Below are 18,496 nucleotides of genomic sequence, written 5' to 3'. Positions count from 1 at the left end.
ATGAAAAAAGTAATCGGCATTCAAGGCAATGATCAGGGTCACTGGGTTGGCGATGGCTTTCCTGTCCGTACCTTGTTTTTCTATCAAGATCTGGGAAGGCAGATGAGTCCATTCTTAATGCTGGACTATGCGGGTCCAGCGGAGTTTGCCTCAACCACTGAACGTAAGGGGGTAGGCTCGCATCCCCATCGTGGTTTTGAAACTGTCACGGTCGTTTATGAGGGCGAAGTAGCGCATAAGGATTCCACTGGTCAGGGCGGCATCATTGGCCCTGGCGACGTGCAGTGGATGACTGCCGGCTCTGGCATCTTGCATGAAGAGTTTCATTCTGAAGACTTTGCTAAAAACGGCGGCACTCTGAATATGGTGCAGTTGTGGGTCAATCTACCTGCAAAACTGAAGATGACCAAGCCAGGTTATCAGGCCATTCTAGATAAACAGATTCCTACAATTGATTTGAAGGATGGGTCGGGGCAAGCCCGCATCATCGCTGGAGAGTTGGATGGCCATCAAGGCCCTGCTCGTACATTCACCCCTATGCATGTGATTGACCTGAAGTTGAGGAAGGGTTCGACAAGACTTCCGGTGCCTGAGGGTTGGAATGCATCTCTAGTTGTACTTAAGGGTGCTATTGAGGTGGGTGAGGGAGTAGTGGCCAAAGATGCTCAGATGTTGATGTTTAGCAATCAAGGCCAAGATATTCAAATTAATGTACTTGAAGACTCGATTGCTTTGCTGTTAAGTGGCGAACCTATTAATGAGCCTATCGTTGGCTATGGCCCATTTGTGATGAATACCAAAGAAGAGATAGCTCAGGCTATGCAGGATTTCAATAGCGGAAGTTTTGGAAGAATTGCCCACTAAAAAGATGCCAGGGGTAAAAAAATCCGTTTGACTTCTGTGTTTAGCTGTGTACAAAATTTATTATTTAAATCAAGGTGTTACACAGACTCATTTAGAAAAGTGTGTTCAAATATCTGCTATAGAAAAGGATGTTTGTCACAGTTCATGCTCGGCTTCAAAGAATTCTCTTGCTTGCGTTTGCTTCCGCTTATTTTTGCGGGATTTCTTTCTGCATGCGCGGTAGGTCCAGACTTCAAGCAACCTGAAGCTCCGAATACATCTAGGTATACCGAAACTACCCTTTCTCAGACACTAGCTACGGCGCCAGGAGTTCCAGGGGGCACGGCTCAAGAGTTTATTGAAGGTGCCGATATTGAGGCTCAGTGGTGGGAGTTATTTAAGTCTCCTGAATTAGATGTCCTCATCAAAAAGGCTCTTCAGCAAAACCCCAATTTAGGCGCTGCTGATGCTGCGCTTCGCGCGAGCCAGGAAAATGTCAATGCCCAAATTGGTGGACAGTATTTTCCAGCCGTCGGTTTAAATGGCGGTGCTACTCGGCAATTACAACCCGCCGCAATTTATGGCTTGCCTTTTGGATCTGACACTTACAACCTCTATAACGCTTCTGTAAATGTCACATATAAATTAGATGTCTTTGGTGGCGCACGCCGCGCAGTTGAAAGCGCTAGAGCAAAAGAGGAAATTGCACAGTTTCAGCTAGAAGGCGCCTATCTTTCTTTGACGGCCAATATTGTTACCGGTGCGGTACGAGAGGCGGCTTTGCGAGCGCAGATGCAAGCTACAGAAGAAATTTTAAAAGCACAAACAAATTTAGCCGAAGTTACCGAAAAGCAATTATCAATTGGTACAGTCTCTCGGGTGGATGTGACCTCACAAAGAACCTTGGTCTCTAACTCGCAAGTCGATTTATTTACCTACGAACGCAATCTTTCATTTGCGCGTAATCAGCTGGCAGTGTTGGTGGGTGACTTACCTAGTAATGCCAGCATCACCAATTTTGACTTGAAGTCTTTGCATTTACCAGAGAAGCTGCCGCTCTCAGTGCCATCGAGCTTAGTACGTCAGCGACCAGATGTGCGTGCAGCAGAGGCGCAACTCAAGGCCACCAATGCTTTGGTGGGTGTTGCTACTGCGAATTTATTGCCACAATTTAATATCACTGGTGCTATTGGCTCCGCAGCATTAACAAGCTCAGCCTTGTTTGGGCCGAATGCCACTCTATGGTCTATTGCTGGCGGTATCTTTCAGCCACTCTTTCAGGGTGGGCAGTTATTAGCTCAACGCCGTGGTGCGATGGCCAACTACGAACAAGCAGTTTTTCAATATCAAGCGACTGTTCTTAAGGCTTTTCAAGAAGTGGCCGATTCCTTACGTGCTCTAGAAACAGGCGCTCAAGCATTGAAGTCTGCATCAGACGCTGAACGCTATGCTTATGAAACTTTGGATTTGGTGCAGCAGCAATACAAGCTAGGTACTGCTAGCTACTTGGCTGTCCTCTATTACCAAAATCAATATCAAATTGCTAAAGTCAAATCGGTTTCTGCGCAAGCGACTCGATTCTCTGACACGGCAGCATTATTTGCAGCATTGGGCGGCGGTTGGTGGAATCGTACCGGCCCAGCCTTTCAACCAAAAGCCATAGCGAACAAAGATCAAAATGAAACTTCTGGAAACAATTAAAACCAAAGCAACTGCAGTAGCGCTTGCCTTATGGGCGTGGATGCTTGCTAAGGCGGTAGAGTGGAAACTTCGCGAGAGGCTCATTGCTCTTTTGGAAAAGATAAAAGGATTTTGGCTGCGTTTGTGCGAACGTTTTATGCGCAGCAAGATTAACGCTAAATTGCAGTCTATGACTCCTTTGGGTCGTCGTATGACCATTATGTTGTGCGGTGTATTTTTGTTATTAGGTTTGATTTTTGGATTTAATCAACTCAAGACCGCCATGATTAAGTATTTCATTGGGGGCATGGGCTTGCCACCAGCATCGGTTTCTACAATGGTTGTGGAAACGACGGCATGGCAACCTAAGTTGTCTAGCGTTGGTAATGTGCGTGCATTTAGAGGTGTAGAGCTCAGCACTGAAATTGGTGGCTTAGTTCAAAACGTGCCCATTAAATCTGGTATGGATGTTAAAGAGGGTGAGTTGGTGATTAAGTTGAATGATGCCTCTGATGTGGCTCAGTTGAAATCGTTGCAAGCCATGGCAGATTTGGCCAAGGTAATTAATGAACGCGATAGGCAGCAGTTAGAAATTCAGGCTATTAGTAAGAATGTGTTTGATACCAGTAGGGCTGATGCCGCCTCCAAGCAGGCGCAGGTAGAGCAGCAAACGGCTTTGGTGGCTAAGAAAAATTTAAAAGCCCCTTTCAGTGGACGCGTTGGTATTGTGATGATTAATCCTGGTCAGTTTGTGAACCCAGGTGATAAGTTACTTACTCTTCAAACCTTAGATCCTATTTTTGTGGATTTCAATCTCCCACAAAGTAATGCCGAACAAATTCAGGTTGGGCAAGAAATTGTGGTGACAACTGACGCATTTAAAGGCGCAAGCTTTACTGGCAAGATTACTGCGATTAGCCCGAAGGTCGATACGAATACGCGTAATATTCAGATTGAGGCTCAGTTAGCCAACCCAGATAAAAAGATCTTGCCGGGTATGTTTGCTAATGTGAATATCAAGTTAGGTGAGCAGGTGAAGATGTTGACTTTGCCCCAGACGGCCGTGACCTATAACCCATATGGCTCAACAGTCTTTATTGCTAAGCCAACCGGAAAGAAAGATAAGCAGGGCAAACCAGCACTGGAGGCTCAACAAGTCTTTGTGACTACTGGGCCGACACGCGGAGACCAGGTAGCGATTCTTAAAGGGGTTGATGAGGGTGCCATAGTGGTTACTAGCGGACAGCTTAAGTTGAAGAATGGAACGCCATTGATAGTGAATAACAAGGTGTTACCAGCTAATTCACCTAACCCACAGCCACAGGAATAAGTCCTAAATGAATTGGACTGACATATTTATTCGTAGGCCGGTGCTCTCACTGGTGGTGAGTGCACTCGTCCTGGTATTTGGTTTGAAGGCAGTGGGATCCTTGCCAGTAAATCAATACCCGCAAACCCAAAATGCCATTGTGACGATTACAACGGCCTACTATGGCGCTGATCCAGAGACGATTGCAGGGTTTATTACACAGCCATTAGAGACGGCGATTGCTCAGTCTCAAGGTATCGACTATTTGTCTTCGATGAGCGTGAGTGGCCTCTCAACCATTACTGCCACCCTCAAACTGAACTACGACTCCAATGCGGCATTGACGCAGATCCAGACCCAAATTAGCTCGGTTAAGAATCAGCTACCACCGCAAGCCCAGCAGCCTGTACTGACTGTGCAAATTGGTCAATCGACTGCAGCTATGTACATGGGTTTTTATAGTGAAGATATTCCAAACAACGCGATTACTGATTACCTTTTGCGGGTAGTCAAGCCTAAGCTAGACTCTATAGACGGCGTTCAGAATGCTGAAATTACCGGTGGTAGAAAGTTTGCTCTGCGTGCTTGGCTTGATCGCGAGAAGATGGCTGGCCTTGGCGTGGGCGCGGATGATGTCTATAGCGCCATGGCAGCTAATAACTACTTATCAGCAGTGGGTAGCACTAAAGGCGATATGGTCGCAGTGGACTTGGTGGCGGGCACTGATTTGCACACGCTTGATGAGTTCCGTAAGTTAGTAATCAAAAAAGACGGCATCAATATTGTGTATTTGGACCAAGTAGCTAGCGTGACTATGGGCTCCGAAGATTACAACACTAACGTCGCATTTAGCGGCAAGAGGTCGGTATTCATCGCGATCAAGGTGGCACCACAGGCCAACTTGCTCGATGTGGCGGCGCGGGTTCGTGCCGCAGTACCAGAGATTCAGAAGCAGTTGCCAACCGGCATGTCCGGTAAGGTGGTGTACGACTCTACTAAGTTCATTACCACCTCGATTGATGAAGTGGTGGCTACATTGTTAGAAGCGCTGTTAATTGTGACGGTAGTGATCTATCTTTTCTTAGGTAGTGCACGCGCAGTAGCAGTGCCTGTGATTGCGATGCCACTTTCTTTGATTGGCACATTCTTCTTAATGCAGGTCTTGGGTTATTCCATTAATTTGTTGACACTACTTGCTCTAGTCTTAGCAATTGGCCTGGTAGTCGACGATGCCATTATTGTGGTCGAGAATGTGGACCGCCACATGAAGGAAGGTAAGTCTCCATTAGAGGCCTCCTTAATTGCTGCGCGTGAGTTGGGCGGACCTATTTTAGCCATGACCATTGTGCTGATCGCTGTGTATATTCCGATTGGATTTCAGGGTGGTTTAACAGGTGCGCTCTTTACCGAGTTTGCCTTTACCTTAGCAAGTGCGGTGGCAGTATCTGGATTGATTGCCTTGACGCTTTCTCCGATGATGTGTTCACGTATCTTTACTGAAGAACAAGAGGCTTCAGCGTTTGTTCAAAAGATTGACCATATTTTTGAAAAAGTGCACCACAGCTATCAAACTACTTTGCGTGAGCTTTTGAGTACTTGGCAGGTCATTATTGTGATGGGTGTAATTTTGCTAGGTGGGGTGGCTTATCTTTACTCCACTGCACGTTCTGAATTAGCGCCAACAGAAGACCAGGGCATTGTGTTGATGCAGGCCTCGGGACCGCCAAACAGTACAGTCAATCAGATGCAGACTTATGCTGATCAGATTTATCAAATATCAGCTGCGGAGCCTGAGTATGAGCAGATGTTTCAGATCACCAGTCCAACAAGCAGCTTTGGCGGTGTTTTGCTTAAGGATTGGGGTCAACGCAGTCGAAATGCTACTAAGTTTCAAGAGGATATGCAGAGTAAGTGGAATTCGATTGCTGGTGCTCGCGTAGCCGCTTTCCAGTTCCCAGCTTTGCCTGGCGCACAGGGCTTGCCGGTTCAGGTAGTGATTAACACTACCGAGTCTTACGAATTATTAAATGAGGTATCCCAAGCGGTTTTGGATAAGGCTCGTCGTAGTGGCAACTTCTTTTTCGTAGATTCTGATTTGAAGATTGATAAACCTCAAGATGTTTTAGAGATCGATCGTGAAAAAGTAGCTGCACTGGGTATGACCCAGCAGCAAGTTGGTAGTGCGCTATCTGCTGCTTTGGGTGGTGGCTATGTTAACTACTTCTCAGTTGCTGGACGTTCTTATCGCGTTATCCCGCAAGTGAAGCAGGTAGACCGTTTAAACCCGGATCAAATCCTTGACTACTACATACGCACGCCTAGCGGACAGATGATTCAGGCTCGTACCATCGCAACTATTAAACAAAGAGTAGTGCCGCAGTCAATTAATCACTTTCAGCAACTCAACTCGGCGACGATATTTGGTGTGAGTACGCCATTTATTTCTCAAGCAGATTTACTGGAGTTTATGCGTCAAACTTTGAAAGAGGTTGCGCCGAACGGTTACACCATGGATTACGCCGGTCCGTCTCGTCAGTTCATGGCAGAGTCTGGCGGTTTCTTGGTGACTATGTTCTTTGCGATCTTAATTGTGTTCTTGGTCTTGGCCGCCCAGTTTGAGAGCTTCCGCGACCCCATCGTCATTTTAGTTTCAGTACCACTCGCTTTATTCGGAGCGCTGATCTTCATTAATTTGGGATTCACAACCTTGAATGTGTATACCCAAGTTGGACTGGTTACATTGATGGGGCTGATTAGTAAGCACGGTATTTTGATTGTGGAATTTGCTAATGAGTTACAAGAGGCTGGTCGTAGTAAGTTGGACGCTATCGTAGAGGCTAGTAGCGTACGTTTACGCCCGATCCTAATGACGACTGCCGCGATGGTATTAGGCGTGGTACCTCTAGTAATTGCTTCTGGTGCAGGCGCTGCTGGCCGTCAATCGATGGGTATTGTGATCTTTACTGGCTTATCAATTGGTACGCTGTTTACACTCTTTGTAGTGCCGGCGATGTACTTATTTATTGGCGCAGATCACCATCAGAAGAAATTTAAGCAGCAGTAATACATTCTTGAATTAAGCAAAGAAAAAGGGTGAATCAAGTTCACCCTTTTCTAGTTGAGCTATTGCTTTACTTCACAATATTTAGTTCTTTTTCTGCAACTACGCTGTACTTAGTTCCCGTTTCGATGCGCTGCATCCATGCATCAATATTGTGTAAAGAAGGACGGGGCCCAGTTTGATCTGGAAAATTTTGATTCAATAAAATCCAACGGCTTACGCAAAGTGCTAGCGGAATATCCCCAATATTAAATGCGCCTCCAGAGCAATAGTGCTGGTTTGCCAGCTGCTGATCTAGTAAGGAAAATAGCGCATTGCTATCTTGATAAGCCTTACGAATAGCTTCCTTGTTACGCTCGTTTTCAGGCGTACGAGTTAGCCCTAAAAAGGCGATACGTAATGCTGGCCACATAGTCCCTACCTGCCAATCCATCCACTTCTCAGATTGATACTGGGCGGCAATGTCAGCCGGAAAATGGTTTGTCGGATCGTATTGGCTGCGAAGATAGCGCAAGATCGTATTGGATTCCCACAGCACAAGATTGCCGTCTTCTAAGGTTGGCACTAGGCCATTCGGATTGAGCGCTAAAAATTCGGGCGTACGGTTTTTCCCGAAATGAAGGCCAGCGTCAATCCGCTCAAAATCTTTGCCTTCTTCTAGCCCCAGTTCTGCAAAGCACCACAATACTTTTTGCACATTGATAGAACTTTTTCTTCCCCATAAACGCATCATTTCAATTCCTATTCGAGTATTTTTAAAGTGATGAATCTAGACCCATAAACTTGCTATGTGCAAATATGAGTGGATGACTTTCAGGGGCGTGCTTTAGGTTGAGGACTTTGGCGACAATGATGTTATGGTCGCCGCCAGTGTGCACGGATACGGTCTCACATTCAAAGTACGCAGCGCATCCTTCAATTTGAGTAAGTCCACTTGCTGCAATTTTATGGGGGACGCTGGTGAATTGATCTTCTTTCACGGTGGCAAAGTGCATCGCCATAGCCTCTTGTGAGCGCTCCAGTACATGAATTAATTGTTTATGACCCACTTCAAAATTAGGCATCAAGCGGGAATGCTTTTTCAGGCTCCACAAAATCAGCGGTGGCTCTAAGGAAACGGTATTAAAAGAGCTGATAGTGATGCCATGAGCATGCTGTTCCGCATCTAGGCAAGTAATCACTGTGACCCCGGTTGCAAAGGAAGAGAATCCCTTACGGAGCTCTTGGGAAGTAAATTGGGTCATCATGCTTGCTTGTTGAGGTACTTACTTGCTTACAGTCGGAATAGTAGTGCCTGGAATGGGGGTCAGAATTTCGTTCTCTTCAGCTTTTACACATTTAAAGCGATATTCCTTGCCGGCCTTAGAAAGGAAGCTAGCGCCTTGGTAAAAGTCATTCTTACAAGTTGTGCTGGCAAAATCCATCACCTCTTGTGGCGTTGCGCTGGAGGTGATTAAGCGCATATTGCCCATAGACATATTAATTTGGCTCGATGAGCAGCCAATCAGTGCTAGACCACAAGTTGTAGTTAAGAGTAGAATTTTTTTCATGGAAACCTCCATAATCAGCAATGCTCGTTAGGATAAACCTATTACGTATTTGCTGTGGAGAATGCAGCGCTTTTAAAAGGAAGAGACATGTTTAAGGCTATTTTGGTAAATAAAGATGATCAAGGTTATCGGGCTGAACTTGCCCAGGTTGATGAGGCCAGCTTGCCTGAGGGTGATGTCAGGGTTAAGGTGCTCTACTCCACGCTGAACTACAAAGATGGCTTGGCAATTACTGGCAAAGGTGCAGTGGTGCGTAGCTTTCCGATGGTACCCGGGATTGATTTTGCGGGAGAGATTTTAGAGAGTGCTAGCCCAGAATTTAAAGTTGGCGACATGGTGCTGCTCAATGGCTGGGGTGTTGGCGAGGGTCATTGGGGTGGTTTAGCGCAGCAAGCACGTGTGAAGTCTGAATGGCTCATCCCTTTGCCGCAGGGTTTTACTGCTAAGCAGGCCCTAGCAATTGGCACTGCTGGCTACACCGCAATGCTATGCGTGATGGCTTTACAAAAGCATGGCCTAAAGCCTAGCGATGGAGAAGTATTGGTGACTGGTGCCGCAGGTGGAGTTGGTAGCTTTGCGATTACTTTGCTGAGTAAACTTGGGTTTACTGTTGTAGCCAGCACAGGAAGGATGTCCGAAGCTGATTATTTAAAGAAATTAGGTGCTAGTGAAGTGATTGATCGTGCAGCACTGTCAGCCCCTGGCAAGCCTTTGGCAAAAGAGCGTTGGGCTGCAGTAGTCGATAGCGTTGGTAGCCATACATTGGCCAACGCCTGTGCTCAAACTAAGAGTGATGGTGCAGTTGCCGCCTGTGGTCTTGCCCAAGGTATGGATTTTCCATCGACTGTTGCGCCATTCATTTTGCGTGGCGTAACTTTGTATGGCATCAATAGTGTGACAGTAGCAAAAGCAAAACGCATTGCTGCTTACGAGCAGTTAAGTAAGTTGGTTGATATTAAAACTTTGGAAGAGATCTATCACGAAATTAATTTAGAAGAGTCTATAAAGTACGCCGCAGAGCTGATGGCTGGCAATGTGCGCGGTCGTTTAATCGTGGATGTAAATAAATGAGTGTTTGGTAATCCACAGTACTTATTGTGGAGCTTGAGGTTTGCGTGCTTGTAGTTTTTCTAAAATCTCAAGCTTGTTTGAGTTAGACAATTCAGACCAATCAGCAATCTCATGAAGTGTGCGATAGCAACCGCGGCAAAAACCATTGTCGGGGTTGATGTCACACCAGTTGATACAAGGTGATGGAACAGTTGTCAAAGCAAGCCTAAATTAGAAATAGATGAATACTAAAAACCAATCCAGCGATCTGAACTCTATCCATTATCCCTTAGCGGATGTTTTACCGGAAGTGGGCAGCTCAATCGAGCTTGCACCTGGTGTACGTTGGCTGCGGATGCGCTTACCGTTTGCTTTGGATCACATCAATCTATGGTTGCTAAGGGATGAGTTTGAGGGCGTTCAAGGCTGGACCATTGTAGATTGCGGCATTGCTAATGATGAGACAAGAGTAGCCTGGGATCAGATCTTTGCAACGCAACTAGAAGGCCTGCCAGTATTGAGGGTGATAGTGACTCATATGCATCCAGACCATGTGGGTCTGTCTCAATGGCTCTGTGAGAAATGGCAGGCGCCGCTCTGGATTTCTATGACCGATTATTTAACTGCGCAATGGCTCAGCCATAAAGAGGGTGGGGCTGCGGTTGGTGCGCGTGCTGGTGGTGGTGGATCGGCTGACCACTTTCAAAAACATGGACTCATTGCACCAGAAGATTTAGAAAAAATTCGTGCTCGCTCGAATTACTACAGCAATATGGTTCCGGGTGTGCCAAGGCAATATCGCCGCATCATTGATGGCGAAATGATTTTGATTGGCGGGCATGAGTGGCAAGTGATTATGGGGTTTGGTCATGCGCCTGAGCATGCCTCATTATTTTGTCAAGATTTAGGGGTATTGATTTCTGGAGATATGTTGTTGCCGCGTATTTCCACCAATGTCAGCGTTTATGATGCGGATCCAGATGCGGATCCCTTGGGCCTGTATTTGAGCTCCTTGGATCGATATTTACCCTTACCCGATGACACCCTAGTCCTGCCATCTCATGGCAAACCCTTCACAGGAATGAAGCCGCGGATTGGCCAGTTAAAAGCACACCATGATGAGCGCTTGGCGGAAACGCTGGGAGCATGTGAAAAACCAGCAACTGCTCGTGAGATAGTGCCAGTTTTATTTAGACGTGAACTAGATATTCACCAAATGACATTTGCTATGGGCGAGGCTATTGCTCACCTGAATTACCTACTTCGTCGAGGAAGGTTGAGTCGCCAGCTTTGCGACGACGGCGTGTTGCGGTTTTGCGTGGTTTAGAGGCTTTCGTTCCAGAGTCTTTAGCAGTTTCACTAGTGGCAGCAGTGGCGCTTGCTGAAACGGCATCCCCAAAAGATTTGAGCGCCATCATAGTGGCATGCTGCACTTCTAGCCCCTGAATAGTGGACTTCAAAATGTTGAGGTTGAGATTAAGCCAGTTTTCAACACTTTTCAGGTCTTTGATGCGCTTTTCAAGTTCGTCAGTATCTAGCCCTGGAAATGCTGAGCCAAAGCCCCCGGCAGCCTTAGAGGCATCTGTGGTAAAGGGGAATTGACCTGGCATTTGCCCGCCCGCTCCCTGACCCCACATGGTTTTCATCATTTCAAGGCTTTGATTGAATTCAGGGATGGTTCCAAACATAGGGGCAGCTCCGGGTCAGATAAAAGTGGCTTATTGCCAATACAATAGAGGATTCTAGAGATTAATCCCGGTTACGCAATGCAATCTAATGGTTTATCCCAGCCTTACACCCGCGGTCAGGCACTTCCTGAGCTACTAAAGCAGCGCATTCTGATTTTGGATGGTGCTATGGGCACCATGATTCAGCAATACAAGCTGAGTGAGGGGGATTACCGTGGATTACCAAGCAGCAAACGCTTTGAGAGTCATCCGGGTGATATCAAAGGTAATAACGAGCTCTTGGTACTGACCCAGCCCCAGATTATCAGCAAGATTCATGAACAGTATTTAGACGCGGGTGCTGACATTATTGAGACGAATACCTTTGGCGCTACATCAGTTGCGCAAGAGGATTACAAGATGGCTGATTTGGCCCGTGAGATGAATGTGATCTCTGCTCAATTGGCTCGCGCTGCCTGTGAAAAATACTCTACGCCTGATAAGCCACGTTTTGCAGCGGGTGCAATTGGACCCACACCAAAGACCGCAAGTATTTCTCCTGATGTAAATGATCCTGGTGCGCGTAATGTGACGTTTGATGCATTGCGAGCTTCCTATCGAGAGCAGATTGAAGGTCTTTTTGAGGGTGGTGTTGATTTATTTTTAGTTGAAACTATTTTTGACACACTTAATGCCAAGGCTGCATTGTTTGCATTGGATGAGTTCTTTGAAGAAACAGGTGAACGTTTGCCAGTGATGATTTCAGGCACGGTGACGGATGCTTCTGGCCGAATTTTATCCGGCCAAACAGTGGAAGCATTTTGGAACAGCCTGCGCCACATTAAACCACTCACCTTTGGCTTGAACTGCGCCTTAGGTGCTGCATTGATGCGCCCTTATATTGCTGAACTATCCCGCATCTGTGATGTTGCAGTATCTTGTTATCCCAATGCCGGTCTGCCCAACCCAATGAGTGACACGGGCTTTGATGAAACTCCGGATATTACTTCTAGCTTGGTTGATGGTTTTGCAAAAGATGGTTTAGTCAATCTAGTAGGTGGCTGCTGTGGAACTACGCCAGATCATATTCGCGCGATTGCTAATGCAGTTTCGCAGCGTAAGCCCCGACTTTTTTATCGCGAGAGTGCGGAGCTGCCAGCATGAGTAAGACCGTAAAAGCAATGCCGCCGATGAAGCTTTCAGGCTTAGAGCCTTTTAACGTTACAGCTGATGTCCGCTTTGTGAACATTGGTGAGCGTACTAATGTAACGGGCTCCAAAGCATTTGCGCGCATGATTTTAAATAATCAATTTGATGAGGCTTTAGTAGTTGCTAGGCAGCAAGTTGAAAATGGCGCTCAAGTCATTGATATCAATATGGATGAAGCGATGTTGGATTCTGAAGCGGCGATGACGCGCTTCTTGAATTTGATTGCTTCAGAGCCAGACATTGCGCGCGTGCCGATCATGATTGACTCCTCTAAATGGAGCGTAATTGAGGCGGGCCTGAAGTGCATTCAGGGAAAGCCGATTGTGAACTCGATTTCACTCAAAGAAGGTGAAGAGTCCTTCAGAAAACAAGCCCGCTTGATTCGTCGTTACGGTGCTGCATCTGTAGTAATGGCATTTGACGAGGTAGGTCAAGCAGACACATTCAAGCGTAAGACAGAAATTTGTCAGCGTTGTTATCAAATTCTCGTTAATGAGCTTGGCTTTCCAGCAGAAGACATTATTTTTGATCCTAATATCTTTGCAATTGCCACTGGTATTGAAGAGCACGATAACTATGCAGTAGATTTCATTAATGCTACACGCTGGATTAAAGAAAATCTGCCGGGCGCGAAAATCAGTGGCGGCGTTTCTAATGTCAGCTTTTCATTCCGCGGTAACGATCGCGTACGTGAAGCCATTCATACCGTGTTCCTATATCACGCCATTCAGGCTGGCATGGATATGGGTATTGTTAATGCGGGACAGCTTGGCGTCTACGCAGACTTAGATCCTGAATTACGTGAGCGTGTTGAGGATGTAGTCCTCAATCGCTTTAAAGAAAAAGACGGCAAGACTCCAACTGAGCGCTTGCTAGATATTGCTGACCAATTTAAAGGTGGCGGCGCAAAGCAAGTAGAAAACCTGGTGTGGCGTGAAGGCTCGGTGCGTGAGCGTTTAACCCATGCCTTAGTACATGGAATCACTACCTTTATTGAAGGTGACACTGAAGAGCTGCGCGCTCAAATTATGGGTGGAGGTGGCCGTCCGATTGAGGTTATCGAAGGTCCTCTGATGGATGGTATGAATGTCGTTGGTGACTTATTTGGCGCCGGTAAGATGTTTTTACCTCAAGTGGTTAAGAGCGCTCGTGTGATGAAGCAAGCGGTAGCCATTTTGATTCCTTACATTGAGGAAGAGAAGCGTCAGCACATTGCCTCTGGTGGCGAAGCAAAAGCCAAAGGCAAGATTGTGATGGCCACCGTGAAAGGTGATGTGCACGATATTGGCAAAAACATTGTGACGGTAGTGCTGCAATGTAATAACTTTGAAGTTGCCAATATGGGTGTGATGGTGCCCTGCTCAGAAATTCTGAAGCGTGCCAAAGAAGAAAAAGCAGATATTGTTGGTCTATCTGGTTTGATCACCCCATCCTTAGAAGAGATGACTTACGTTGCGCAAGAGATGCAGCGTGACGATTATTTCCGTGAGCGTCAAATTCCGCTCATGATTGGTGGCGCTACCACTTCTCGTGTGCATACCGCAGTTAAGATTGCACCGCATTACGATGGGCCGGTGGTCTATGTGCCTGATGCTTCCCGCTCTGTATCAGTAGCTTCAAGTTTGCTATCAGATGAAAGCGCCAAGAAATTTATTCAGGATCTGCGCGATGACTACGTACGTATTCGTGAGCAGCATGCCAATAAAAAAGCGTCTCCAACTATTTCATTAGAAGCTGCGCGTAAGAATCGCGAGCTGATTGATTGGGCACATTATGTGCCTGAGAAGCCGAAGTTTATTGGGCGTCGTGTTTTCAAGAATTTTGCTTTAAGTGATATCGCTAAATACATTGACTGGACACCATTTTTTCAGACTTGGGATTTGGCTGGTAAGTTTCCAGCAATCTTGGATGATGAAATCGTTGGCGTAGAGGCTCGTAAAGTATTTGAAGACGGCCAGGCGCTCTTAGATAAATTAATCAAAGGTCAGTGGTTGCAGGCCGATGCTGTAGTGGCTTTCTATCCAGCAAATACGATAGGTGATGACATTGTTTTGTATAGCGATGAATCTCGCGAGCATCCCTTGTTTGTTTGGCATAACTTGCGTCAGCAGGCTGAGCGTCCGGTAGTTGATGGCGCTCGTCGACCTAATCGTTGCTTAGCGGATTATGTAGCGCCGAAAGATTCACATGTGGCCGACTATCTGGGCTGCTTTGCTGTGACGACTGGCCATGGGGTTGAGAAAAAAGTGGCTGAGTTCCATGCAAAGCATGATGACTACAGTGCAATCATGTTGCAATCTTTAGCCGATCGTTTGGCGGAGGCGTTTGCAGAGTTGATGCATCACCGTGTTCGTACCGATCTCTGGGCTTATGCGACTGATGAGGTATTAACGAACGATCAAATGATTAATGAAGAATATCGTGGTATTCGTCCAGCGCCAGGATATCCAGCTTGCCCTGCGCATGAAGTAAAAAAAGATTTATTGCGTGTCATTGGCTCGGAGGATATTGGCATGACCTTGACCGAATCGATGGCCATGAACCCAGCTTCCAGTGTCAGCGGTTTTTATCTGGCACATCCAGATGCACGTTATTTCAATGTGGGTAAGTTGTCAGCAGATCAGATTGAGGATCTTGCTAAGCGCCGTAATGAGTCCGTTGAAGACATTCGTCGCCAATTAGCAAGTTCGATAGACTAAATTTGACTGGGGTGGAGTGTGTGCAGCCTTTACACGCCCCACATCACTGGTTCATCTTTGGCCTTAGCCTGCTTCATCAGCTCTAGGAAAGGATAGGCACGCTGTCCTAGCCTATCGGTAAGTTTCGGTTTTTCACTATTTTCTTGATCCGTCGCATTACTTTTAGAGCGCTCTTCCAAGTCTTTGAGGATGGCGGTTTCTAGGGAGATGATGAGGCTTGGTAGTTGCTCCACCGTCAAAATTCCTCTGGGCTCTAATGGGCGGCTCAAAATTTCAAAGATTCTCTGGGTGAGGTCAGCCAGCATGATGACGTCAGGGCCCGCTTTGGAGCGAAATTGATAGATCATTTCAGTAGCTTACCACCTGATAAACTCACTTATCTATGTTGTTAACTAATAAAAATCGTTTAATTAAAATGCTCAGTGCTGCCCTTCAGGGTCTTGCCCAAGAGCATGGTTTGGGCGATGCCCCTGCGCCTCGCCTAGAGCGCCCTAAAGCGGTAGACCATGGGGATGTCGCTTGCAATATTGCGCTTCAGATTTCTAAGGCTTGGAAGTTAAATCCCAGGGAATTAGCGCAAGCGCTGGTTGAGCGCTTAGAACAGCAACCTGCTTATAGCGACCTCATTGCCTCCTGCGAAATTGCAGGACCTGGCTTTATTAATTTTCGCCTTAGTAATACCGCTAAAACTGCTGTTGTGGAAGAGGTCCTCACAGCAGGATCTCAGTTCGGCCAGCTTGCGCCAGATGCAGCCCCAGTTGCTAGCGCTATGATTGAGTTTGTATCTGCTAATCCTACTGGCCCGCTACATGTGGGTCATGGTCGTCAAGCGGCACTGGGTGATGCCTTGGCTAACTTATTAGCAACTCAGGGCATCAAAGTACACCGCGAGTTTTATTACAACGATGCGGGAGTGCAGATTGCAAACTTAGCGCTTTCAGTGCAGGCTCGCCTAAATGGACTCAAGCCCGGTGATGCTACCTGGCCAGAGAGTGCCTATAACGGTGAATATATTGCGGAGATTGCGACTGCTTTTAAGGATTCATCTGAATATAAAGATGATCTTGAAGCCATTCGCCAATTTGCCGTCGCGTATTTACGTAATGAACAAGATATTGACTTAAAAACATTTGGCGTGAAGTTTGATTGCTATTACCTAGAGTCTTCCTTATATACCGATGGTAGTGTTGCAAAAATTGTTGAAGAGCTGCAGAGCATTGGGAAGACCTATGAGTCTGAGGGCGCACTTTGGCTCAAGACAACAGATGATGGCGATGATAAAGATCGCGTCATGCGTAAGTCTGACGGGAGCTTTACCTACTTTGTTCCTGATGTTGCTTATCACGCCAGTAAATGGAATCGTGGCTTTGAAAAAGTGATCAACGTCCAAGGGAGTGATCACCACGGCACCATTGCCCGTGTTCGCTCGGGCTTGCAGGGCGTGGCACAGAAGCGTGCTTGGGATATTCCGAAAACCTACCCCGATTACGTATTACACAAGATGGTGACAGTAATGCGCCATGGCCAAGAAGTCAAAATTTCTAAACGTGCAGGCTCTTATGTGACCGTACGTGACTTGGTTGAGTGGTCCGGTGGCGTTACACCAGAGATGACTGCTGATGAGCATGAGCTGGCATTACAGCGTGGAAGAGATGCCGTACGTTTCTTCCTCATTTCTCGCAAGGCTGATACAGAGTTTGTCTTCGATATTGATTTGGCATTACAGCAGAATGATGAGAATCCCGTGTTCTATGTGCAATATGCCCATGCGCGGATTTGTTCAATTTTGACCCAATGGGGTGGACAAGTGTCCGACCTTAATGGTGCGGATCTCTCCTTGCTGCAAAGTAAAACTTCGGATCATTTATTACGTCGCTTGGCTGAATATCCAGAAATGCTGACTGATGCAGCTGCAAATTTGGCGCCACATGCCTTAGCCTTTTATTTACGTGATTTAGCGGGCGACTTTCATACCTTCTATAACGCGGATCGTGTTTTAGTGGATGACCCTGCATTGAAATTAGCACGCCTTGCATTGCTGTTGGCGACGCGCCAAGTGCTTGAAAATGGATTAAAAGTATTAGGTGTATCAGCACCCGCTAAGATGTAAGCTATGCCAATTGCTAGTGCTCAAGAAGTAAAAAGAAGGATGGGGATACGATGAAAAATAATAATCAACACACCAGCTTCACTCCAAAGACTCGGTCTTCGAGTCCGGAGTATGGCGGCACTATTCTTGGCTTCATCTTAGGGCTTGGTGTTGGCCTCGGCGTTGCTTTTGTGATTGCCTTTTACCTTTCGAAAAATACACCGCAAGAGCGCCCTGGAGTTAGAGCTCCCAATCTTCCTTTAACCATTAAGTCGGGATCAGCGCCGGCGGAAGGGGAAGTCACTACCCCAGCAGAGGCTCTAGATTTGAACAAACCACTACAAGGCAAGGCTACTTCACCCACAGCGAGTGCGCCAGATGCAATTGCTGATTTGGCTAATGCTAAAAAGCCAGTAGATGTAGCTCCTGCTGCAAAATCAGATGCTATTTACTTTCTACAAGTAGGCGCTTTTAATAAGCGTGCTGATGCAGATGCGCAAAAAGCGAGTTTAGCGATTCAGGGTATTCAATCTCAATTAAGTGAGATTGGCAGTGAGGGCAATACACTTTGGCGTGTGCGTGTTGGCCCATACAACAGTGTTGAAGAAAGTAACCCCGTGCGTGATAAGCTTAATAGTATGGGTATTAAACCGAGTGTCATTAAATCTAGCAAATCATGATTACATTATCTAAATCTAAAAGATCCTTTTTATCTGCCGCTATTCTTGGCTTGGCATTTTCTTTTTCAGGTCTGGCGACTGCACAAAGCCCTAAGATTGAAGAGGGATTTGATTATCGTATTCTGCCTACCCCTCAGCCAGTTGAGGCCAAAGGAAAGGTCGAGGTTATCGAGTTCTTTTGGTATGGCTGCCCGCATTGTTATGACTTTGAACCAGAGCTCAATGCATGGCTTAAGCGCCAAGCTAAGGATGTGACATTCCGTAAAGTGCCCGTTGCTTTCCGAGATGATTTCATGCCGCATAGCCAGCTCTTCTATGCCTTAGAGTCTATGGGTAAGGGCGAGGGGATGAATGACAAAGTCATGTATGCCATGCACAAAGAAAACAAGCGCCTCATGACAGAAAATGAGATCGCTGATTGGGTTGCCTCACAAGGCATCGATCGTAATACTTTCTTAGCTACCTATCGCTCGTTTGCCGTCGTATCAAAAGCTCGTGCCGCAAGACAGATGGCTGATGCTTATCGCATTGATGGTGTGCCAACAATTGTGATGCAGGGTCGCTACGTTACATCCCCATCCATTGCTGGAACCAAGGCAAAAGCGATTGCTGTAATGGATCACTTGGAGCAAAAAATCCGCAAGGATAAGTACAAGTAA

General features: G+C 46.5%; 17 protein-coding genes. 11 read left to right on the top strand and 6 right to left on the bottom strand.

All coding sequences use genetic code 11. From position 1 onward, the window contains the following. The 4 genes from ICN22_RS00865 to ICN22_RS00850 all read left to right on the top strand — a co-directional run bounded on the left by ICN22_RS00865 (position 1) and on the right by ICN22_RS00850 (position 6,896). Positions 1-864 (top strand): pirin family protein, encoded by an 864-nt coding sequence (locus tag ICN22_RS00865; RefSeq protein WP_216168449.1) that lies wholly within the window; start codon positions 1-3, stop codon positions 862-864. Between the two features lie 144 nt (positions 865-1,008). Further along, positions 1,009-2,544 (top strand): efflux transporter outer membrane subunit, encoded by a 1,536-nt coding sequence (locus tag ICN22_RS00860; protein ID WP_216168448.1) that lies wholly within the window; start codon positions 1,009-1,011, stop codon positions 2,542-2,544. Between the two features lie 169 nt (positions 2,545-2,713). Next, positions 2,714-3,853, top strand: a complete 1,140-nt coding sequence (locus tag ICN22_RS00855; RefSeq protein ID WP_369411558.1) for an efflux RND transporter periplasmic adaptor subunit — start codon at positions 2,714-2,716, stop codon at positions 3,851-3,853. Positions 3,854-3,860: 7 nt separating this feature from the next. Beyond that, a complete protein-coding gene (locus ICN22_RS00850; RefSeq protein WP_216168447.1) occupies positions 3,861-6,896 on the top strand; it encodes an efflux RND transporter permease subunit in 3,036 nt (1,011 codons plus the stop codon). A 67-nt stretch (positions 6,897-6,963) separates the two neighbouring features. Here the strand turns inward: ICN22_RS00850 and ICN22_RS00845 are convergent, their stop codons facing one another. Genes ICN22_RS00845 through ICN22_RS00835 form a run of 3 tightly spaced genes read right to left on the bottom strand, consistent with a single transcriptional unit; the run spans position 6,964 to position 8,443 of the window. Beyond that, complete coding sequence (locus tag ICN22_RS00845) at positions 6,964-7,626, bottom strand: glutathione S-transferase family protein (RefSeq protein WP_216168446.1); 663 nt, start codon at positions 7,624-7,626, stop codon at positions 6,964-6,966. A gap of 22 nt (positions 7,627-7,648) precedes the next feature. After that, positions 7,649-8,140 carry a flavin reductase family protein gene (locus ICN22_RS00840; protein WP_255533772.1) on the bottom strand — a complete coding sequence of 164 codons (492 nt, stop codon included), beginning with the start codon at positions 8,138-8,140 and terminating at the stop codon, positions 7,649-7,651. An 18-nt stretch (positions 8,141-8,158) separates the two neighbouring features. Next, positions 8,159-8,443, bottom strand: coding sequence for a hypothetical protein (locus tag ICN22_RS00835; RefSeq protein WP_216168445.1), 285 nt, complete (start codon positions 8,441-8,443; stop codon positions 8,159-8,161). An 87-nt stretch (positions 8,444-8,530) separates the two neighbouring features. Between ICN22_RS00835 and acuI the strand changes: the two genes are divergently transcribed. Next, positions 8,531-9,514 carry an acrylyl-CoA reductase (NADPH) gene (gene acuI, locus ICN22_RS00830; RefSeq protein ID WP_216168444.1) on the top strand — a complete coding sequence of 328 codons (984 nt, stop codon included), beginning with the start codon at positions 8,531-8,533 and terminating at the stop codon, positions 9,512-9,514. 21 nt (positions 9,515-9,535) lie between these two features. On the opposite strand, the gene ICN22_RS00825 is transcribed toward acuI, so the two are convergent. Continuing rightward, positions 9,536-9,712, bottom strand: a complete 177-nt coding sequence (locus ICN22_RS00825; protein ID WP_216168443.1) for a DUF1289 domain-containing protein — start codon at positions 9,710-9,712, stop codon at positions 9,536-9,538. A gap of 22 nt (positions 9,713-9,734) precedes the next feature. Here ICN22_RS00825 and ICN22_RS00820 point away from each other — a divergent pair, with 22 nt between their 5' ends. Continuing rightward, positions 9,735-10,820: an MBL fold metallo-hydrolase gene (locus tag ICN22_RS00820; protein WP_216168442.1), complete on the top strand. Its 1,086-nt coding sequence runs from the start codon at positions 9,735-9,737 to the stop codon at positions 10,818-10,820. Here the strand turns inward: ICN22_RS00820 and ICN22_RS00815 are convergent. Beyond that, complete coding sequence (locus ICN22_RS00815; protein WP_216168441.1) at positions 10,732-11,181, bottom strand: PhaM family polyhydroxyalkanoate granule multifunctional regulatory protein; 450 nt, start codon at positions 11,179-11,181, stop codon at positions 10,732-10,734. The two genes, ICN22_RS00820 and ICN22_RS00815, sit on opposite strands and share 89 nt — an antisense overlap. A 78-nt stretch (positions 11,182-11,259) precedes the next feature. Here ICN22_RS00815 and ICN22_RS00810 point away from each other — a divergent pair, with 78 nt between their 5' ends. Together ICN22_RS00810 and metH are read left to right on the top strand one after the other, a co-directional pair. After that, the gene (locus ICN22_RS00810; RefSeq protein WP_216168440.1) at positions 11,260-12,324 is read left to right on the top strand and encodes a homocysteine S-methyltransferase family protein; all 1,065 of its coding nucleotides are present in this window, start codon (positions 11,260-11,262) and stop codon (positions 12,322-12,324) included. After that, positions 12,321-15,068, top strand: a complete 2,748-nt coding sequence (gene metH / locus ICN22_RS00805; protein WP_216168439.1) for a methionine synthase — start codon at positions 12,321-12,323, stop codon at positions 15,066-15,068. Before ICN22_RS00810 ends, metH begins: the two co-directional genes overlap by 4 nt. Positions 15,069-15,097: 29 nt before the next feature. Here the strand turns inward: metH and ICN22_RS00800 are convergent, their stop codons facing one another. Further along, positions 15,098-15,415: a DUF1840 domain-containing protein gene (locus tag ICN22_RS00800; RefSeq protein WP_216168438.1), complete on the bottom strand. Its 318-nt coding sequence runs from the start codon at positions 15,413-15,415 to the stop codon at positions 15,098-15,100. A 35-nt stretch (positions 15,416-15,450) separates the two neighbouring features. Here ICN22_RS00800 and argS point away from each other — a divergent pair, with 35 nt between their 5' ends. The 3 genes from argS to ICN22_RS00785 are packed head-to-tail and all read left to right on the top strand — an operon-like array spanning position 15,451 to position 18,496. Further along, positions 15,451-17,178: an arginine--tRNA ligase gene (gene argS, locus ICN22_RS00795; protein WP_216168437.1), complete on the top strand. Its 1,728-nt coding sequence runs from the start codon at positions 15,451-15,453 to the stop codon at positions 17,176-17,178. A 50-nt stretch (positions 17,179-17,228) separates the two neighbouring features. Then, complete coding sequence (locus ICN22_RS00790) at positions 17,229-17,837, top strand: SPOR domain-containing protein (protein ID WP_216168436.1); 609 nt, start codon at positions 17,229-17,231, stop codon at positions 17,835-17,837. After that, on the top strand, positions 17,834-18,496 hold the full coding sequence (locus ICN22_RS00785) for a thiol:disulfide interchange protein DsbA/DsbL (protein WP_216168435.1): 663 nt from the start codon (positions 17,834-17,836) through the stop codon (positions 18,494-18,496). Before ICN22_RS00790 ends, ICN22_RS00785 begins: the two co-directional genes overlap by 4 nt.

The organism is Polynucleobacter bastaniensis (genome assembly GCF_018882205.1).
GTDB classification, from domain to species: Bacteria; Pseudomonadota; Gammaproteobacteria; order Burkholderiales; family Burkholderiaceae; genus Polynucleobacter; species Polynucleobacter bastaniensis.
Note: the sequence above shows the minus strand (reverse complement) of the source record. Positions and strands in the feature narration are given on the sequence as shown.

What these genes read in the sequence shown, in the direction of transcription:
- ICN22_RS00855 (WP_369411558.1), top strand. Translation starts at nt 2,714, where the DNA reads ATGACTCCTTTGGGTCGTCGTATGACCATTATGTTGTGCGGTGTATTT.
- argS (WP_216168437.1), top strand. Translation starts at nt 15,451, where the DNA reads ATGTTGTTAACTAATAAAAATCGTTTAATTAAAATGCTCAGTGCTGCC.
- ICN22_RS00845 (WP_216168446.1), bottom strand. Translation starts at nt 7,626, where the DNA reads ATGATGCGTTTATGGGGAAGAAAAAGTTCTATCAATGTGCAAAAAGTA.
- ICN22_RS00790 (WP_216168436.1), top strand. Translation starts at nt 17,229, where the DNA reads ATGAAAAATAATAATCAACACACCAGCTTCACTCCAAAGACTCGGTCT.
- metH (WP_216168439.1), top strand. Translation starts at nt 12,321, where the DNA reads ATGAGTAAGACCGTAAAAGCAATGCCGCCGATGAAGCTTTCAGGCTTA.
- ICN22_RS00815 (WP_216168441.1), bottom strand. Translation starts at nt 11,181, where the DNA reads ATGTTTGGAACCATCCCTGAATTCAATCAAAGCCTTGAAATGATGAAA.
- ICN22_RS00860 (WP_216168448.1), top strand. Translation starts at nt 1,009, where the DNA reads ATGCTCGGCTTCAAAGAATTCTCTTGCTTGCGTTTGCTTCCGCTTATT.
- ICN22_RS00840 (WP_255533772.1), bottom strand. Translation starts at nt 8,140, where the DNA reads ATGATGACCCAATTTACTTCCCAAGAGCTCCGTAAGGGATTCTCTTCC.
- ICN22_RS00800 (WP_216168438.1), bottom strand. Translation starts at nt 15,415, where the DNA reads ATGATCTATCAATTTCGCTCCAAAGCGGGCCCTGACGTCATCATGCTG.
- ICN22_RS00850 (WP_216168447.1), top strand. Translation starts at nt 3,861, where the DNA reads ATGAATTGGACTGACATATTTATTCGTAGGCCGGTGCTCTCACTGGTG.
- acuI (WP_216168444.1), top strand. Translation starts at nt 8,531, where the DNA reads ATGTTTAAGGCTATTTTGGTAAATAAAGATGATCAAGGTTATCGGGCT.
- ICN22_RS00810 (WP_216168440.1), top strand. Translation starts at nt 11,260, where the DNA reads ATGCAATCTAATGGTTTATCCCAGCCTTACACCCGCGGTCAGGCACTT.
- ICN22_RS00820 (WP_216168442.1), top strand. Translation starts at nt 9,735, where the DNA reads ATGAATACTAAAAACCAATCCAGCGATCTGAACTCTATCCATTATCCC.
- ICN22_RS00835 (WP_216168445.1), bottom strand. Translation starts at nt 8,443, where the DNA reads ATGAAAAAAATTCTACTCTTAACTACAACTTGTGGTCTAGCACTGATT.
- ICN22_RS00785 (WP_216168435.1), top strand. Translation starts at nt 17,834, where the DNA reads ATGATTACATTATCTAAATCTAAAAGATCCTTTTTATCTGCCGCTATT.
- ICN22_RS00865 (WP_216168449.1), top strand. Translation starts at nt 1, where the DNA reads ATGAAAAAAGTAATCGGCATTCAAGGCAATGATCAGGGTCACTGGGTT.